Annotated in this window: 16 protein-coding genes; 3 read left to right on the forward strand and 13 right to left on the reverse strand. The window is 66.0% G+C overall.

All coding sequences use genetic code 11. The annotated features are described in order from the left end of the window. Window positions 1–207 precede the first annotated feature (207 nt). Together GGQ89_RS02755 and GGQ89_RS02760 are read right to left on the reverse strand one after the other, a co-directional pair. Complete coding sequence (locus tag GGQ89_RS02755; protein ID WP_184103845.1) at window positions 208–831, reverse strand: hypothetical protein; 624 nt, start codon at window positions 829–831, stop codon at window positions 208–210. After that, window positions 828–1481: a class I SAM-dependent methyltransferase gene (locus GGQ89_RS02760; RefSeq protein ID WP_236696876.1), complete on the reverse strand. Its 654-nt coding sequence runs from the start codon at window positions 1479–1481 to the stop codon at window positions 828–830. The genes GGQ89_RS02755 and GGQ89_RS02760 overlap by 4 nt, the downstream gene beginning before the upstream one ends. Before the next feature lie 553 nt (window positions 1482–2034). Between GGQ89_RS02760 and GGQ89_RS02765 the strand changes: the two genes are divergently transcribed. Together GGQ89_RS02765 and GGQ89_RS02770 are read left to right on the forward strand one after the other, a co-directional pair. Beyond that, on the forward strand, window positions 2035–2310 hold the full coding sequence (locus tag GGQ89_RS02765) for a hypothetical protein (protein ID WP_184103847.1): 276 nt from the start codon (window positions 2035–2037) through the stop codon (window positions 2308–2310). A 23-nt stretch (window positions 2311–2333) separates the two neighbouring features. Then, window positions 2334–2600, forward strand: coding sequence for a hypothetical protein (locus GGQ89_RS02770; protein WP_184103850.1), 267 nt, complete (start codon window positions 2334–2336; stop codon window positions 2598–2600). A gap of 49 nt (window positions 2601–2649) precedes the next feature. Here the strand turns inward: GGQ89_RS02770 and GGQ89_RS02775 are convergent, their stop codons facing one another. After that, on the reverse strand, window positions 2650–3801 hold the full coding sequence (locus GGQ89_RS02775; protein ID WP_184103852.1) for an N-acetyltransferase: 1152 nt from the start codon (window positions 3799–3801) through the stop codon (window positions 2650–2652). Between the two features lie 132 nt (window positions 3802–3933). Here GGQ89_RS02775 and GGQ89_RS02780 point away from each other — a divergent pair, with 132 nt between their 5' ends. Then, on the forward strand, window positions 3934–5028 hold the full coding sequence (locus GGQ89_RS02780; protein WP_184103854.1) for a fatty acid desaturase family protein: 1095 nt from the start codon (window positions 3934–3936) through the stop codon (window positions 5026–5028). Window positions 5029–5239: 211 nt separating this feature from the next. Here the strand turns inward: GGQ89_RS02780 and lptG are convergent, their stop codons facing one another. From lptG to GGQ89_RS02830, 10 genes are all read right to left on the reverse strand, one after another. After that, a complete protein-coding gene (gene lptG / locus GGQ89_RS02785; protein ID WP_184103856.1) occupies window positions 5240–6337 on the reverse strand; it encodes an LPS export ABC transporter permease LptG in 1098 nt (365 codons plus the stop codon). Then, a complete protein-coding gene (gene lptF, locus GGQ89_RS02790; protein WP_184103858.1) occupies window positions 6334–7533 on the reverse strand; it encodes an LPS export ABC transporter permease LptF in 1200 nt (399 codons plus the stop codon). Before lptF ends, lptG begins: the two co-directional genes overlap by 4 nt. Before the next feature lie 235 nt (window positions 7534–7768). Continuing rightward, window positions 7769–9688: an ATP-binding protein gene (locus GGQ89_RS02795; protein WP_184104053.1), complete on the reverse strand. Its 1920-nt coding sequence runs from the start codon at window positions 9686–9688 to the stop codon at window positions 7769–7771. Between the two features lie 75 nt (window positions 9689–9763). Continuing rightward, a complete protein-coding gene (gene spt / locus GGQ89_RS02800; protein WP_056430241.1) occupies window positions 9764–11026 on the reverse strand; it encodes a serine palmitoyltransferase in 1263 nt (420 codons plus the stop codon). 22 nt (window positions 11027–11048) lie between these two features. Continuing rightward, the gene (locus GGQ89_RS02805) at window positions 11049–11294 is read right to left on the reverse strand and encodes an acyl carrier protein (protein WP_058718202.1); all 246 of its coding nucleotides are present in this window, start codon (window positions 11292–11294) and stop codon (window positions 11049–11051) included. Window positions 11295–11364: 70 nt separating this feature from the next. Continuing rightward, window positions 11365–12261, reverse strand: a complete 897-nt coding sequence (locus GGQ89_RS02810) for an SDR family oxidoreductase (RefSeq protein ID WP_184103860.1) — start codon at window positions 12259–12261, stop codon at window positions 11365–11367. Continuing rightward, window positions 12258–13358 (reverse strand): glutamate 5-kinase, encoded by a 1101-nt coding sequence (proB, locus tag GGQ89_RS02815; RefSeq protein WP_184103862.1) that lies wholly within the window; start codon window positions 13356–13358, stop codon window positions 12258–12260. The genes GGQ89_RS02810 and proB overlap by 4 nt, the downstream gene beginning before the upstream one ends. A 178-nt stretch (window positions 13359–13536) precedes the next feature. Further along, the gene (obgE, locus tag GGQ89_RS02820; protein ID WP_076715092.1) at window positions 13537–14586 is read right to left on the reverse strand and encodes a GTPase ObgE; all 1050 of its coding nucleotides are present in this window, start codon (window positions 14584–14586) and stop codon (window positions 13537–13539) included. A gap of 61 nt (window positions 14587–14647) precedes the next feature. Then, window positions 14648–16252, reverse strand: a complete 1605-nt coding sequence (locus GGQ89_RS02825) for a pilus assembly protein TadG-related protein (protein ID WP_184103864.1) — start codon at window positions 16250–16252, stop codon at window positions 14648–14650. After that, window positions 16252–16644, reverse strand: a complete 393-nt coding sequence (locus GGQ89_RS02830) for a TadE family protein (RefSeq protein WP_184103866.1) — start codon at window positions 16642–16644, stop codon at window positions 16252–16254. Before GGQ89_RS02830 ends, GGQ89_RS02825 begins: the two co-directional genes overlap by 1 nt. Window positions 16645–16979 lie beyond the last annotated feature (335 nt).

Raw genomic sequence — 16979 nt, forward strand, 5'->3', positions numbered from 1 at the left:
TCTCGCATCTTAAAAGCCCCTCTCCCGGCAGGGGGAGGGGTTGGGGAGGGGCAAGGGCCACGGGAGTTGGTCTCTGTGAGACTCCGTGCCCTCCCCCAACCCCTCCCGCCTGCGGGAGGGGAGCGGCCAGGGGCAGGCCGTTTGGAAAAAAGAATGGGCGGCGGTCCCCTTGGAACCGCCGCCCCGTCCGTCAAATCGCAGCAGAAATCACGCCGCCTTCAGATCCTCGAAATCATCGACATCGTGATGATCCATCCGCTCGCCCTTCATCAGGCGGCGCGGCGCGCTCTTGTACATCTTGAAGTCGTTGAACGGGTCGGTGACGATCTTGGTCGCCCAGACCAGGCCGGTCTCCAGATCGCGCGCGGCCCAGAGCTGCATCACCCGCACGAAGATGGCGCTGACGCCCAGGCCCAGCCAGCCGATGCCGACATGGCGCAAATAGCCCATGAAGCCGTCCGGATATTCCAGCGTGCCGAACAGCGTCGGCTGGATCAGCAGCACGACCGGGATCGCGCCCCAAATGGCCATCAGCACATATTTGCGCGCCAGATTGTAGCCGACCTTGATCTCTTCCTTATGCTCATGCGTCGCCTTGTTCACATGGTCATAGCCCTTGGGTTCGAAGAAGAAGTGCCCGGCCTGGCGGCTGGTCATCGCCACGCCCCAGGCGAGCAGGCTGGCCACCGCCGGGTCGATGAACAGCAGGACATAGGCGGTCAGGAAGGTGCAGGCGCTGACGAAGTGCAGGCTCTGATTGACCAGACTGTGATGATAATAGCGATGATCGTCCCACCGCTGTTCGGCGAGCTGCGCGCGAAAACCCGTCATTGGACATGTCCTTGGAGGGAAGGCTGACGCTTGGCGAAGCGGACCAGCGAGAAATGGCCGAGCGGGGGCAGGGGGCGGCTTTCGACCAGCTCCACATCGCCGCGCGTCGCCGCCCAATTGGTGTAGCGCTCGAACGGAAAATCGGTGCGGAAGCCCAGGCGGCTGGTGATCGGCATCAACGTCTTTTCGATCCGGCCGCGCAGGCCATCGCCTGCACCCACCCGCGTCGCGATCACGATCTCGCCGCCGGGACGACAGATGCGCGCGAACTCGTCCAGCGCCTTTTCCGGGTTGGGCACCGCGGTGATGACATATTGCGCGACCACCACGTCGAAGCTGTTGTCGGCGAATTGCAGCGCCTCGGCATCGCCATAAGCGATCTGCTCGACATGGGAGAGGTTGCCGCGCTTCACCCGTTCGCGCGCCTTGTCGAGCATGGGCTCGGACAGGTCGACGCCGACGATGCGGTTCGCCCGCGAATATTGGGGCAGCGAAATGCCGGTGCCGACCCCCACCTCGATGATGCGACCGCCGATGCGTTCGGCGGCGACGATGGCGGCGGAACGGCCTTTCTTGAAGACGGGGCCGAAGACCAGATCATAGACAGGCGACCAGCGATCATAGGCCTTGGTGACGCTGGCGGTACTCATCTGCGTTGCCATCGAAAGGGGCATCCCGTTGAACGACGATGCGATCCCTGTTTGCAGCAGGCGGTGACAGTTTCACGACAAATCAGGCTTCGCTTGCGAGATTTTCGCAATAGCGCAACGAATATGTCATCATCCGTGCATGAATATGTCGCACATGTTGGATAGAGGATAACGTAGAGGTGCTGTCTCCTTGTGGCAGCGACATGATCTAAACTGCACGCGTGCCGCTGAATGCGGGCGCCCTGATCCTCTATACTTGGCTGATTTGAATATATTTGGTGCTGCGACTCGGCTGTTCCGAGTTGGTGGGCCCATCCGCCAATGGTGACGGCGGCCCATCGCACGGCCATGGCGGCACGGGATGACCCGATTTTTCGGCAGGCCATAACGCATGGTGCGTTTTGCCATTCGCTTGGCGTTTTCTGCCACGCATTGGCATTACACACCGGTGCAAAAATTGCTAAGCCATTGAAATACCGTGCTTCATGTGTATGGCATGACTAATGCAGTAACTCACATGCCGGGGTGATCCGGCATAAAGGGAGTTACCACCATGTTGCTGACACTGCTGATCGCATCGACCCTGTCCGCCGCTCCGGCCCGCCCGGCCGTCGAGCCCGCGCCCACCACGCCGAACGCCGTCACGCTGAACACCGTCGCCGTGGCGACGAGCGGCGCGGAGCCCTCGGTCATGCCGTCCAAGGCGACGCGCTACTGCGTCGTCGCGCAGATCACCGGCTCGCACCTGCCGATCAAGGTCTGCCGCACCGCCGACGACTGGATCGCGATGGACGGCCAGATCCCCACCGGCCGCATCGCGCGTCGCTGATCCTCGAATAGCGGAGACCCATCATGATGTTCGCCCTGCTCGCCGCCGCTGCCGCCCTGTCGGCTCCGTCGTCCGCCCCGTCGCCGCGCGAGGAAGCCGTAAGGCCCGCCGCCGCCGCCGTCGAAACCGCAGCCCTGCCGACCACGCCGACGGCCGCCGCCAAGCCGACCCGCTATTGTTTCCTGAATGTCGAGGAAGACCATATCATGCGCGGCAAGGTCTGCATGACGCGCAAGCAATGGCTGTGGCGCGGTGTCGACCCGCTGACCTATATCGGCCGCACCAAGTGAAGCACGGGAAAAGGGGCCGCCTTTCCAAGGACGGCCCCACCCGGCGCGATCAGACCAGATCGCGCGAATAGACGTTGTAGATCTTGTTGACGTCGCTCTTGATGGTCTCGGCGATCGAACGCATCCCCTGATTGTCGTCGAGGACCCAGCCGATCTCGCCGCGCGACGCGCCATATTTGGTGACCGAGGCCTGGCGGATATATTCGATCATCATGAAAGCGAGCTGGCCCGCCATGCGCGACGCCTGAAGCTCCTTGACCACGCCCATCAGCGGCACGCGCATCGTCCGCACCTTGGGCGCGCGCAGCCACAGCAGCAGCTTGGCCCAGCCGAAGGGGAGCAGGCTGCCCTTGAGCGGCTTGATCGCCTCGTTCAGATCGGGGAGCGTGATCATGAACGCCACGGGCTTGCCGTCCAGCTCGGCGATGCGGATCAGGTCGTTGAAGACGATCGGCTTCAGCTTGACGCCGACATCCTTGATCTCGGGCGGGGTGAGGGGGATGAAGCCCCAGTTATCCGACCAGGCATCGTTCAGGATGCTCAGGATGATCGCGGCCTCTTCCTCGAACTTGGCCTTGTTCACCTCGCGCACGCGAATGCGCTCATTCTTCTCGCCCGATTTGATGATGCGCTGGACGATGGGCGGAAATTCCTGCGTGATGTCCAGCTCATAGGTGAAGAGCTGCTTGACGACGCCGTAACCGGCCGCCTCGATCCAGCCCTGATATTCGGGGCGCGCATGGCCCATCATGATCGTCGGGTCCTGGTCGAAGCCCTGGACCAGCAGACCTGGCTCTTCCCAGACCGATTGCGAGACGGGGCCGATCGCACGGGTCATGCCCTGCTCGCGCAGCCAGCCCTCGGCGGCGGCGAGCAGCGCCCGGAACACGTCCTGGTTCTCCGCATCCATCAGGCCCCAGAAGCCGACGCCAGGCCCAAAGCCCTTGGACGGCTCCATCTCCAGCGCCAGTGTGTCGAGATGCGCCGAGATGCGGCCCACGACCTTACCATTCTCCTCCGCCAGGAACAGCTGCGCCTTGGCATGGCTGTACCAGCCATTCTTCTCCGGCGTGATCAGTCCCAGCGCCTCGCCCCTCAGCGGCGGAACCCAGTGGGGGTCGTCGGCGTAAAGGCGAAAAGGGAAGTCGACGAAGATCTTGCGATCCGACTTCGACGAGATGGGGCGGATGGAAACGGTCATGGCATGCGGTCCGGCAATGATTTTGCCATCGTTCCTAACCGTCCGCGTCGATCATAGCGAGTGAGGATTCCGTCATGGCAGGGCGTGGGAATGCCACCGTGTCGCCACTATGTGGGGGCAAAGGATAGAGCTATGGAATCGACGCTTTCTTTTGAACGGAGTGCGCAGGCCGTTGCAGCGGCCCCTTCCGTGCGTGTCCCGATTGCGGACGACAAGGCGATGCTGCGCGCCGCCGCCGAGCTGACCCGCGACCTGATCGCGCCGCGTCCCGGCCTGTACTGGGGCGATATGGCGGGCAGCGCGCTGGTCGGTTATGCGGCGTTGGCCGTCGCGGTCATGGCGTCGTCGACGGGCGTGATCGTGGTGGCCTCGGTCGTGGCGGTGCTGGCGCTGTATCGCGCTTTGCTGTTCATCCACGAAGTCAGCCATATGAAGCATTCGGCGCTGCCGCGTTTCCGCGAAGGCTGGAACGCGCTGGTCGGCGTGCCGCTGCTGACGCCCGCCTTCATGTATGAGGGGGTGCACAACCTCCATCATGCCAAGACGCGGTACGGCACGGCGGACGATCCCGAATATCTGCCACTGGCGCTGATGAAGCCGTGGACGCTGCCGGTGTTCATCCTGGTGTCGGCGCTGGCGCCGCTGGGGCTGCTGATCCGCTTTGCGATCCTGTCGCCGCTGTCCTGGGTCATCCCCGGCCTGCGCAAGATCGTCGTCGAGCGTTACTCGGCGCTGGCGATCAACCCGCAGTTCCGCCGCCGCATGCCCGAGGGGGAGGCGCTGGTCCGCTTCAACCGCACCGACGCCGCCGCTTCGATCTGGGCGATCGCGCTGATCGCGATGGTCGCGACCGGCGTGATCCCGGTGCGCGGTTTTGCGATCGGCTTTGCGATCGGCTCGGCGGTCGCCGTGCTGAACCAGGTCCGCACGCTCGTCGCCCATCTCTGGGAGAATGAGGGCGAGCAGATGACCGTGACCGCGCAGTATCTGGACTCGGTCAATGTGCCGCCGCCCGCGCTGCTGCCGGGCCTGTGGGCGCCGGTGGGCCTGCGCTATCACGCGCTGCACCACCTGCTGCCGTCGCTCCCTTATCATTCGCTAGGCGAGGCGCATCGCCGGATCAGCGCGGCGCTGACGCCGGAATCGCCCTATCACAAGGCGAGCTACAAGGGCCTGCCGGGGCTGGTCGCGAAGATCGGCCTGAGCTCGATCCGCCGGGGGAAGTGATTTTTCCCTGCTGGGCGAGGGACGGGGCGTGCGCTTCGACTTCGTTCAGCAGGAACGGGTTTCGGGATTTTTTCCTCCCTCCGTTCAGCCTGAGCGAAGTCGAAGGCCAAGGGAATAACTCCGCCAAGCCGCTATGCCTGACCCGTGCACTTCGACTTCGCTCGGTGCGAACGGACGGTGGGATTGAGGTCGGTTAGCGAGCCTACGCCCCTCATTCCTCCGTCCGGAACAGCACCGCTTCGCCGATCAGGAAGAACAGCAGGATCGGCGCCCAGGCCGCGAGGAAGGGGGGATAGGCCCCCAGATCGCCCATCGCCATCGAGAAATTGTCCGCCACGAAATAGGCAAAGCCCAGCGCCATGCCGATCACGGCACGCACGAACAGCTTGCCCGACCGCGCGATGCCGAACGCCGCGACCGCGCCCAGCAGCGGCATCAGCATCACCGACATCGGCGCCGACAGCTTGTGCCACAGCGACCCCTCCAGCGACTTGGTCGGCCGTCCCGCTTCCTGCAGGTCGGTGATCGCGCTCGACAGCGCAGCGAAGGACAGATTGTCGGCGCTGACGCTGGCCAGCGTCAGCTGCTCGGGCGACACGCCGCGCCCGACGATCAGTGAGGGATAGTTGGTGAGCTTGCCCGACTTCACCTCGAAGCGCGTCGCCGGGCCGATCTGCCAGCCATCGCCCGAGCGCACGCCGCGCGGAGCCCGCACGATCGCCTGAAGGCTGCCGCCCGCGCGGTCATACAGCGTCACGCCGCCCAATTGGGTCTTGGCGCCCCTGCCCTGGATCAGATCGACCGAGATCAGGTCGTCGCCGTCACGCACCCAGACATTGGCCCGGTCGCCGCTGTCGATGGGCAGGGGGCCATATTGCACCTTCTGCCAGGCCGATAACGTCGCGCTGGCGCGCGGCACGATGCGGTCGTTGAACGCGAAGCTGAAAGCCGCCACGCCCGCGCTGGCGATCAGCAGGGGGGCGAGCACCTGATGCGCCGACATGCCCGCCGCCTTCAGCGCGATGACCTCGGAATTCTGGTTCATCGTGAAGAAGGTCAGGATCGTGCCGAGCAGCACCGAGAAGGGCAGCAGGAACGAGATGATCTGCGGGGCGCGCAGCGACACGTATCGCCACACCTGCGCCTGTCCGTTGCCCGGCGCGGCCAGCACCGCACCGGATTCGCTCAGCACGTCGAGCGTCTGGAGCACCAGCGCCACCGCGAACAGGATGGCGAAGGTGCGGATCAGAAACATCTTCGCCATGTAGATGGCGATCGTCTTTGACGGGAAAATGTTGGACAGGCTCATGCCGTATAGGCCTTTTTACGGCGGCGGCCGGGTATCCAGCGACCGATCGCCTTGGCCAGCTTGGCCACCCCGCGCTCCAGCGCGCCGATCGGCTGGCCGCCGGGCACATAGGCGGTAACATAATACATCGACAGGACCAGCCCCGCGAACACCGCGAATGGCCCCCATAGCGCCAGGATCGGGTTCACCCGCCCCAGCGCGCCGATATCGGCGGCATATTGGTTCACCTTGAAATAGGTGACCAGCATCACGATCGACAGGAACACGCCCAGCGCCGAGGTCGATCGCTTCGGCGGTATGCCCAGCGACACCGCGAGCAGCGGCAGCAGGAACATCGTCACCACCTCGACCACGCGGAAATGGAATTCGGAGCGGCTGCCTGCGCGCGCCTCGGCACTCTGCGCCTCCTGACCGTGGCGGGCCAGTTCGGGCAGGGTGAACTCCAGGTCGCGGCCGCCGCGTTGGCGGAAATTGTCGAACTTGGGCAGGTCGATCGGCAGGTCATGGCTGGAGAAGGTCAGCACGCGGGGCGCCTTGAACTCGGGCCGGTTGTGGATCAGCGTGCCGTTGGTCAGGCGGAAGATGATGACGTTGGGGTCGTCGGTCGCCAGGAAGCGCCCGCGCGCCGCCGTCACGCCGATCCAGTCGCCCTTCGACGTATTGGCGTGGACGAAGATGCCCGACAGGTCGCGGCCATTCTCACGGCTTTCCTCGATGCGCAGGGTCATGCGGTCGCCCAGATGGGTGAACTCGCCGACCTTGATCGACGCCCCCAGCGCGCCGGTGCGCAGTTCGTAGCGCAGGCCCTCGTAATAATAACGCGCGACCGGCTGGATATAACCGACGATCGCCAGGTTCAGCGCGGCCAGCACGATCGCATACATGTACGGCACGCGGAGCAGCCGGGTGTAGCTCATGCCCACGCCGCGCATCACGTCCAGCTCGGACGAGGTGGCGAGGCGACGGAAGGCAAGCAGGATGCCCAGCATCAGCCCGATCGGAATGCCCAGCCCCAGATATTCGGGCAGCAGGTTGGCGAGCATCCGCCACACCACGCTGATCGGCCCGCCTTCGGTCGCGACGAATTCGAACAGGCGGCGGATGCGATCGAGCACCAGCAGCATCGCCGAGATGAGCAGCGTCGCGAACAGCGGCAACGCGATCAGCCGGGCCATGTAGCGATCGATAGATTTCATGCCGGGGACATCACTCGCGCGATAAAACGGCCATGGCTATACGGGGGTGGGCAGGGCGCGTCACCCCCTTCGTTTTTTGAGGGGTTTCCCTTGAGTTGGTCTTTGGTGTGGCGTGGGATTCCCTTGGCCTTCGACCGCGCTCAGGCTGAACGGAGGTGGTGTTTCGGTCTTGATACAAAAGGCCGTTCAGCCTGAGCGCAGTCGAAGGCCACGCCCAACCCTTGCCCCAAACCTCTCAAGCCGCGGCGCAGACCGGCCCTTCCGCCCGCTTCAACGCCGCCGCCACCGCGCGTTCCAGCCCGGCCAGCGTGAACGGCTTGCGCAACACCTCATGCCCCTCGAACCCCGTGGCCTGCGCATCGCCGGCAAAGCCGGTGACGAACAGCACCGCCAGATCGGGATGGCTCGGGCGGATCGTGGCGATCAGTTCGGGACCGGTCAGGTGCGGCATCAGCACGTCGGACACGATCAATCGGATGCCCGGATGCCGCGCCAGCAGTCCTTCCGCCTCGCGCGGATCGTTGCAGGGGATCGGGTCGTGGCCCAGTTCCCGAAGCGCGCTCATCGTCGCGGCCAGCACGCGGGGATCGTCCTCGACCAGCAGGACGCGCAGCGCATCGTTCGCCTCGGCCTGGGTTTCGGCCGCAACCGGCGCAGCCTCGACCGGCAAGGCGGGGGCGGGGGCCGAGTGGCGGGGCAAATAGAGATTGACCGTCGTGCCCTTGCCCGGTGCGCTCTGGATGGTCACGTCGCCGCCCATCTGGCCGACCAGCCCGAAAATCTGGCTGAGCCCCAGCCCGGTGCCCTTGCCTGCGGGCTTGGTGGTGAAGAAGGGTTCGAACACCCGTTCGATGACCTCGGGCGTCATGCCCTCGCCGGTATCGGCGACCGACAGCACGACATAATCGCCCGCCTCGCCGCGCGGCAGGGCATGCGGCCCCATCTTCATCTCGGCGGTACGGATGGTCAGCTCGCCGCGCCCGTCCATCGCGTCGCGGGCGTTGACCGCCAGGTTCAGGATCGCATTCTCCATCTGAGTGCGATCGCCGAACAGCGTCCATCCGGTCGTCCAGTCCTGGATCGTCACCTTCACCCCGTCGCCCAGCGTCCGGTCGAGCAGGTCGCGCATCCCCTCGACCAGGCGGCGCGGCACCAGCGTTTCGGGGGCCAGCGCCTCTTCGCGGCTGAACATCAGCAGGCGGCGGGTCAGTGCGGCGGCGCGGTGCGCGCCTTCGGTCGCGCTTTCCAGATGGCGCGCCATGTCGTCGGGCGACCGGGTGCGGCGGGCCAGTTCCAGCCCGCCCAGCACGACCGCCAGCATGTTGTTGAAGTCGTGCGCGATCCCGCCGGTCAACTGGCCCAGCGCGTCCATCTTCTGCGCCTGACGCAGCTTGGCTTCCTGAACCTTCAGCTCTTCGGTGGCGACCTCGACCGCGCTGGCCAGCTCCTCGGCCCGGGCGCGTTCGGCGCGCGCTTCGGCATGGGCCTTGGCCCGCTCGCTGACCGCGCCGACGATGATCCAGGCCAGCGCGATGCCGCCCAGCACCAGCACGATGCCGAACACCACCAGCCCGCCTGCGATCCGGTTGGAATGCTGGATCGTCTCCTCGGCGGCTTCGGAGCGTTGTTGCAGGAGCACCCGCTCGCCATCGGTCAGCCGGGCGAGCAGATCGTTGATCTTCAGCAGCGCCTCGGCCTGGCGGGCCTGGTAATAGAGACCATAGGCCTGACGGTTGAGGTGATAGGTGGTCGACAGCGCGATCGTCGACAATTCACGGCCGCGCGTACCGTAAGCCTGGCGAAGCTGGTCCATCAGGCGTTGCTGCTGCTGGTCCTCGATCATCCGGTCCAGCCGGTTGAGCTGTACCCCCGCCGTCGTCCATTCGTCCTGATAGAGCTGGCCCAGCTTGCGGTCGCCCGAGATGACGTAGCGGCCCAGCGACGCCTCGGACCGGGCGATGGTGCCCGCCAGCGTGCGGGCGGCGATCATCACGTCATAGCTGTGGCTCTGCCGTTCCAGTGCGCGGTCGCGCTCGCGATTGGCATGGCCGAGTGTGACGACGAGCATGGCCAGCGTCACCGCACCCGCCACCGCCATCGCGATCAGCGCAAAGGTCCGCCACCGGCCGACCCCGCCAAGCTCGTCCTGATCCATCACGGGCGCGACGCTATCCTCGACGGTCGGATATTGTAAAGTCGGGCCGACACTGCACTCGGCCCGACCATGGGGTCAGGCGATAACGCCGACCGCCTGACCGGCGGCGCGGAACATGCCCAGCACCGTCTGGATCTGTTCCGGCATATGCTCGGCGCAGATCGAGCAGCGCAGCAGATAGGTGCCCGCCGGGGTCGCGGGCGGACGCGCCATGTTCACATACAGCCCGCCGTCGAGCAGCGCCTGCCACATGATGACCGCCTGTTCCTGATCCTCCAGGATGACGGCGACGATCGCGCTGTCGCAATTCTCGGTGCCCAGCTTGAAGCCCATCGCCTTCAGCCCGCCGTGCAGCGCGCGCGCATTCGACCATAGCCGCTCGCGCTTTTCGTGCGCGGTCATCAGCTTGCGGATCGAGGTCGCGGCGGTCGCCACCACCGAAGGCGGCAGCGAGGCGGTGAAGATGTACGGACGGCAGGCCAGGCGAACCGCCTCGAACTTCGGATGATTGGACACGACGAAGCCGCCGACCGTGCCGACCGACTTGGAGAAGGTGCCAACGACGAAATCGACCTGGCCTTCCAACCCCTGCGCCTCGTACACGCCGCGCCCGTTGGGGCCGAAAAAGCCCATCGAGTGCGCCTCGTCGACCAGCACCATCGCGCCATGCTTCTTGGCGACGGCGACCATCTCCTTCAGCGGGGCGATGTCGCCCAGCATCGAATAGACGCCCTCCAGCACGACCAGCTTGGCCGGTTCCTTGGGCAGGCGGCCGAGCCGCTTGTCGAGATCCTCGACCGAATTGTGGCGGAAGCGAACGATCTCGGCATTGCCCTGCTGACAGCCGTCATAGATGGACGCATGGCTGTCGGCGTCGAGGATGACATATTCCCCCTTGCCCGCCAGCGTTGAGATGATGCCCAGGTTCGCCATATAGCCGGTCGAGAAGACGATCGCGCCGGTCGTGCCGTAGAATTCGCGCAGCGCCTGTTCGACGTCCATATGGTCGTGGAAGGTGCCGTTGAGCATCCGGCTGCCGTTCGTGCCCGAGCCGAACTTCTCCAGCGCGTCCTTGCCCGCCGCGATGACGTCGGCGTCGAAGGTCATGCCCATATAATTATAGGTGCCGAGCAGGATCGTGTCCTTGCCGCGGATCACCGCCTCGGTCGGCGACTTCACCTGTTCCATCACGATCGCAAAGGGATCGGTGACGCCCGAGTCGAGCAGCTTCTGCCGCTCGGCGATCAGGCCGTCGAACTTGGAAAGCAGGTCACGCTCGGGCGCGATTTCGGGCGCTTCGGCGGGCAGGGCGTGGGGCTGGGCAGCGGCTTCGGTCATGTCGGTGTCCGTTTGAAGGCGATCAGGCTTGCTTCAGCTTTTCGACCGCGTCGACCAGCTGGCCGACATTCTCGATCTCGGCCTGCATGTTCATCGTGATGATGATGTCGAACTCGTCCTCGATCGCGGCGACGAAATCCATCACGGTCAGGCTGTCCCACTCCAGGTCGCCCTGGAAGGTCGTCGCCTCGGTCAGCGCGACGCCCTTCTTGTTGAAGGGCGCGATCTGGGCCGCGACGGTGTCGAAAATGGCTTGGCGGTCGCTCATGATGATCCTTTCAGTCGGGCGCCCAGTGGCACCCAAATGCGGCGGCTTTTCGACCGCGTGATGGTGTTCGCTATAGCAAGCCGTTGGCGCGATACCACCGTGCCGTATCCGCCAGGCCCTTGGCGAGCGGTATGGCGGGTTCCCACAGCGCCGGGTCGGGGCGCAGGGCGGGGTCGGCGGTCCAGTCGGGGTGGCAAAGATAGCCGACCCGGTCGGGGGTCAGCTTGGCGCCATTCCCGCGCAGCTTGCGGTCGATCTTGGCGCCCAGGCTCAGCAACCCCTTGGGCAAATGCAGCGTCATGACCCGTCGCCCGACCGCCGCACCCATCGCCTGGGCGAGTTCGGCATGGGTCAGGACCTGGCCGTCATCGACCTCCAGCACCGCGCGGGGGCCTTCGCTGGCGACCAATGTGGTAAGCAGCCGCGCGAAATCCTCGACCGCGATCAATGACAGCTTGCCCGGCGGCGGCATGAAGGCGAGGCCGAGCCTGGCGGTGCGGAACACATCCAGCCACTCGGTATCATGCGGACCATAGATGCCGCTCGGCCGGACGATGGTCCAGTCGAGGCCGCTCCCCGTCACCACATCCTCGGCCTGTCGCTTGGACCAGCCATAGACGGACAGATCGGGCTCCCGCGCCGACAGCGAGGAGACATGGACGAAGCGCTGGATCCCGGCCGCTTTCGCCGCCTCGACCACGGCGCGCGTGCCATCGATATTACCCGCGACGAAGCCTTCGCGGTCGGGGGCATTCACCACGCCCGCAATGTGCAGCACGGCGTCGGCCCCCTCGACCAGCGTGGCGAGGCTGTCGGGCTTGTCCAGCGCCCCTGCGATCCATGTGATCCCGGCGCGCGACGGCTGCGCCCGTCGGGTCAGCGCGCGCAGGGTCAGGCCGGACCCGGCGGCACGGTCCACCACCGCGCGACCGACAAAGCCGGTCGCTCCCGTCACCGCGACGATCATAGCAGGGCCAGATGGTTGCGATGGATCAGCGCAGCGCGCGGGGCGTGACCCAGTATCTCGGCCTGCTGGTCAGAGCGGGTGCCGATCAGCGCGCGCGCCTCGGTCGAGTCATATTCGCTGAGCCCCCGTGCGATGGTGCCGTTCGGCCCCTCGACGGTGACGAGGTCGCCGCGCGCGAAATGGCCCTGCACGGCCGTGGCGCCCGCCGCGAGCAGGCTGTTGCCCTCGGCCAGCGCCCTGGCCGCGCCCGCATCGACCATGATCGCGCCGCGCGCGGTCAGCCCGCCCGCCAGCCACGCCTTGCGGGCAGGGGCGCTCTTCTCGGCGACGAAGATGGTGTGGCGCGCAGGCGTCGACAGCGGATGGTCGATCCGCCCCGATGCGATGGCGAGATGCGCCCCTGCGCTGACCGCGATGCGCGCGGCGGCGATCTTCGACACCATGCCGCCCGATCCCATGCCCGAGGCGGAGCCGCCATCGGCCATGCCGCTGACCGCATCGATCCGCTCGACCCGCTCGATATGGCGCGCATCCGGGTTGGTGTGCGGGTTCGAATCGTACAGCCCGTCCACGTCGGAGAGCAGCAGCACGCCGTTCGCGCCCGCCGCCTGCCCGACCCGCGCGGCGAGCCGGTCATTGTCGCCGAAGCGGATTTCCTCGGTGGCGACGCTGTCATTCTCGTTGATGACCGGCACCACGCCCAGCCCCAGCAACCGCCCCAGTGTCGCGGCCGCGTTCAGATAACGGCGGCGATCCTCCAGATCGTCGAGCGTCACCAGCATCTGCGCGGCGGTCAGGTTTTCCGCGTGCAGCAGTTCCGCCCAGGCCTGGCTGAGCGCGATCTGACCGGTCGCGGCGGCGGCCTGCGCATCCTCCAGGCTCGCCCGGCCGCCCTTGGGCAGGCCCAGCCGACGCGCGCCCAGCGCGATTGCGCCGGACGAGACGATCGCGATCTGCTGCCCGGCGCGTACCCGTGCGGCGATGTCGGCGACGAGTCCGGTCAGCCAGTCGCGACGGACTTCGCCCTCGGGCGTGACGAGGAGGGCCGAGCCGACCTTGACGATCAGCCGCTGGCAGGTGGTGGGGGGGAAGATCATTGTGGAGTGGAGTGCCACGATTGTCGGTCTCTGCGAGGCTCTTTTCCCTCCCCCGGCCCCTCCCGTTTACGGGAGGGGAGAAGAAAGCGTGAATAGCTCGCCAGATATCGCTCCGCTCCCGCAAGCGGGAGGGGATGGGGGAGGGCAGGGTGTCTCACCGAGCCCACCACCCGACGCATCAGCCCAGCGGCGACCACGTGATCTCATCCTCGCCCTGGTCGTTCTCCGGCACCGCATCCGCCCCCGGACCCATCTGCTCCAGCAGCTTGTCGAGCACCCAGTCGACACCGATGCCCGCCGCGCCCGACAGCGGGATCACGTCCGCGCCGCTCGCCTCGGCCAGTTCGGCCGACAGCGCCTCGATCAGTTCGTCGTCGAGCGTGTCGATCTTGTTGAGCGCGATGATATGCGGCTTGTCGATCAGGCCCGCGCCATAAGCCTCCAACTCGTCGCGGACGATACGATAGCTCTCGGCCACGTCCGCGTCATTGGCGTCGACCAGATGCAGCAGCACGCGGCACCGCTCGATATGCCCCAGGAAGCGGTCACCGATCCCGGCCCCGTCCGCCGCGCCCTCGATCAGGCCGGGAATGTCGGCGACCACGAACTCGCGCTCGCGATGCCGTACCACGCCCAGCTGCGGCCGGGTGGTGGTGAAGGCATAGGCGCCGACCTTGGCCTGCGCGTTGGTCACCGCGTTGATGAAGGTCGACTTGCCCGCATTGGGCAGGCCGACGAGCCCCGCATCAGCGAGAAGCTTCAGGCGCAGCCAGACCCATGCCTCTTCGCTGGGCCAGCCGGTGCCGTGCTGGCGCGGCGCGCGGTTGGTCGAGGTCTTGTAGGTGGCGTTGCCGCGCCCGCCGTCGCCGCCGCGCAGGAACACCTCGCGCTGGCCGACCTTGGTGAAGTCGAGCAGCACCTCTTCCTTGTCCTCGGACAGGACCTGGGTGCCGACCGGCACCTTGATGACCAGGTCCTCGCCACCGCCGCCGGTGCGGTTCGAGCCCGATCCGCCATGCCCGCGCGGGGCCCGGAAATGCTGGGTGTAGCGGAAGTCGATCAGGGTGTTCAGGCCTGCCACCGCCTCGAAGACGATGTCGCCGCCCTTGCCGCCGTTGCCGCCGTCGGGACCGCCATATTCGATGAACTTTTCACGGCGGAAGGATACGGCGCCTGGGCCGCCCGCGCCGGAACGGACGAAAATCTTGGCCTGATCGAGAAAATGCATGGCGCCGCCTTTACCCCTGACCGCGTCGACTGACCAGCCCGGCCGTTTATGACGGAGACGATCAGGCGACCAGCGTGGCTGCGCCGCATCGCACGCCGTTGACCGTCACATCCGCCTGGCCGACACGCAGGCCCAGCAACTCGCTCAGATCGCCGATCAGCGTATCGAGTATCGGGGCGACCGGCGTCAGCGCCGCCCCGACGATCCCGGTCAGCCCCGATAGGTCGAACCCCTCCAACCGCAACGTCACATGCTGGATCAGCGACGCGGCGATCCCGCTTACCGCCGAATTGGCGGTGACGGTCCTGGTCGTCCGCTGGCTGATGTCGTTCTGATCGAAACGAACCTGTTGCCACGCGCTGTCGCTCGCCAGATCGAGCCTGGCATAGCCCCAGACCCGCGCCAGCAGCAGCTGGAGCAGCACGGTCTGGCCGGTGATGGGCGAACGGCTCATATCGTCGAAGCGGCTCTGGTCGACCTGGGCGATGGCCAGCGTGCCGGGGGAGGGCAGGGCGTCGATCGTCACCGTCTGCACGGGGCCAGTGCAGGAGACACTGTTCAACCGGGCCTGGGCCGCCGCGGTCTCGACGAAGATCGGCAGGCGGATATTGGCGAGCAGGGGAACGCCGACCTCGCTGTCGATCAGGAATCGTTGCTGCGCAGTCCGCACGATGGTCGAACCGTCCTGCGCCACCGCCAGCCATGGCGTGCTGGCCGGGCGCTCGCCGATCGCGACCAGGATCCTGGTCGACAGCAGCCCCTTGATCGAACCGCCCGGGTTCAGCGCGACCTGTCGCTGCCCGTTGGCGACCGACAGCGATTCGCGCAGCATCGCATAGGCGTCGACCTCGATCAGATTGCGCGACGGCACCCTGGCCGTATTCGTCAGCGGCCCCAGATCGATCAGCCGGGTCAGCGGGACCTTCGATCCCGGTACGCGCAGCGCCATACGCCGCAATATGCCCGCTGCATCCGGCTTGCCGGTCGCATCGGCCATGGCGCTCAGCAACTGCGGCAGCGTGACGTCGGCGGCCAGGATCGTGTCGAAACTTGCCCCGGTCAGGCCGATCTTCGTGCCCAGCCCCTGAATCATGGGCAGCAGGTCGACCTGCGCGCCCACCAGCGCCTGATAATCGCCGATCGACAGCGACAGGTCGCTGCCCGCCAGTCCGTTGAGCAGCGCACCGGGCAATCCGCCCGACACGTTGACCAATCGGGTGCCGAGCGAAAAGGCGGCCATGTCGATTCGCCGCGCCACCGCCCTGGCGGAGACGGGCGCAGTGTTGCGCCCGGTGAGTACTTGCCCGAAGAACAAGGGGACGGGGCGGCTGAGCACGACACGCAACGCTCCGGCATCGGCGCCCGGCACGAATCGGTCCTGTGGCACGATCGCGGCATCCGCGCGGTAGCGACCCGGCGTGATGGTGCTGGTCACGTCGCTCAGCCCATTGGCGGCGAGCAGACGGCGAATCGCTTCCTCGCGCCGATCGGGGCTGGAGGAGGCCGCCGCCAAAGCGGCCTCGTCGGCGATGCCCTGCAAGCGGCGCTGCGACAGGGTCAGCATGCCGATATCGATTCCCAATGCGGAAAAGCCGATCAGGGCCATGGTCATGATCGCGGTCAGGATGCTCACCGCGCCGCGCCGATCGCCACAAAGCCTGCGCATCACAGGCCGCCGATCATCGCGATACCCTTGGCGGTCATCGTGCGGCCCGGGGTAGGGACGAAGGGCAGGTTGAGCAGTGGATCGGACGTGGCGTCGTAGCGGATCGACACGGTGATCATATTGTCGACCTCGACCGCGTCCACCTGCCCCCGGCTGCTGCGCAGAATGCCGGTCGAATCGATCATCCGCTTGGCGGTGTCGACGGCGATGCCCTTGCGCTCGGTGGCGCTCATGCCCGCCAATGCGGCGCGGGCGGCGTCGTTCGCGGCCTGCTGAACCAGATGCGCGGTCAGGAAATATTCGCCAAAGCTGACGATCCCCATCAGCATCGTGAGCAAGATCGGCAGGACCAGCGCAAACTCGATCAGCGCCGCCCCCCGTGGGTCACGCAAGACTTGGGGCCGAACGACGCGGCAACGGTGCGACACGGACCGGGTGATAGAACAAAACACCGAAGGTTCCCCTTCCTGCGGTAGAATTCAAGTTCTGCCCAAGTAGAGTGCTGAATCCTTATCGGTCTATTACCATGTCGTATGAGCCATCAATTTCGACATTATAATGTGGATCAGTGGCCATATCGGCTTGGTAGAGGTGGTTCCATTATTTGGTCATGACCGATATGGGCATAACGCTGGCGTAACGAAATCAAGAGGCCGCGAATCGCGGCTTTCGACCGCAATGCTGTGATCGACCTGAAATTAATTGGGATCAATGGCTTCCGAATGTC

Origin of the sequence: Sphingomonas yabuuchiae, from assembly GCF_014199595.1 — a bacterium.
In the GTDB taxonomy this organism is placed as follows: domain Bacteria; phylum Pseudomonadota; class Alphaproteobacteria; order Sphingomonadales; family Sphingomonadaceae; genus Sphingomonas; species Sphingomonas yabuuchiae.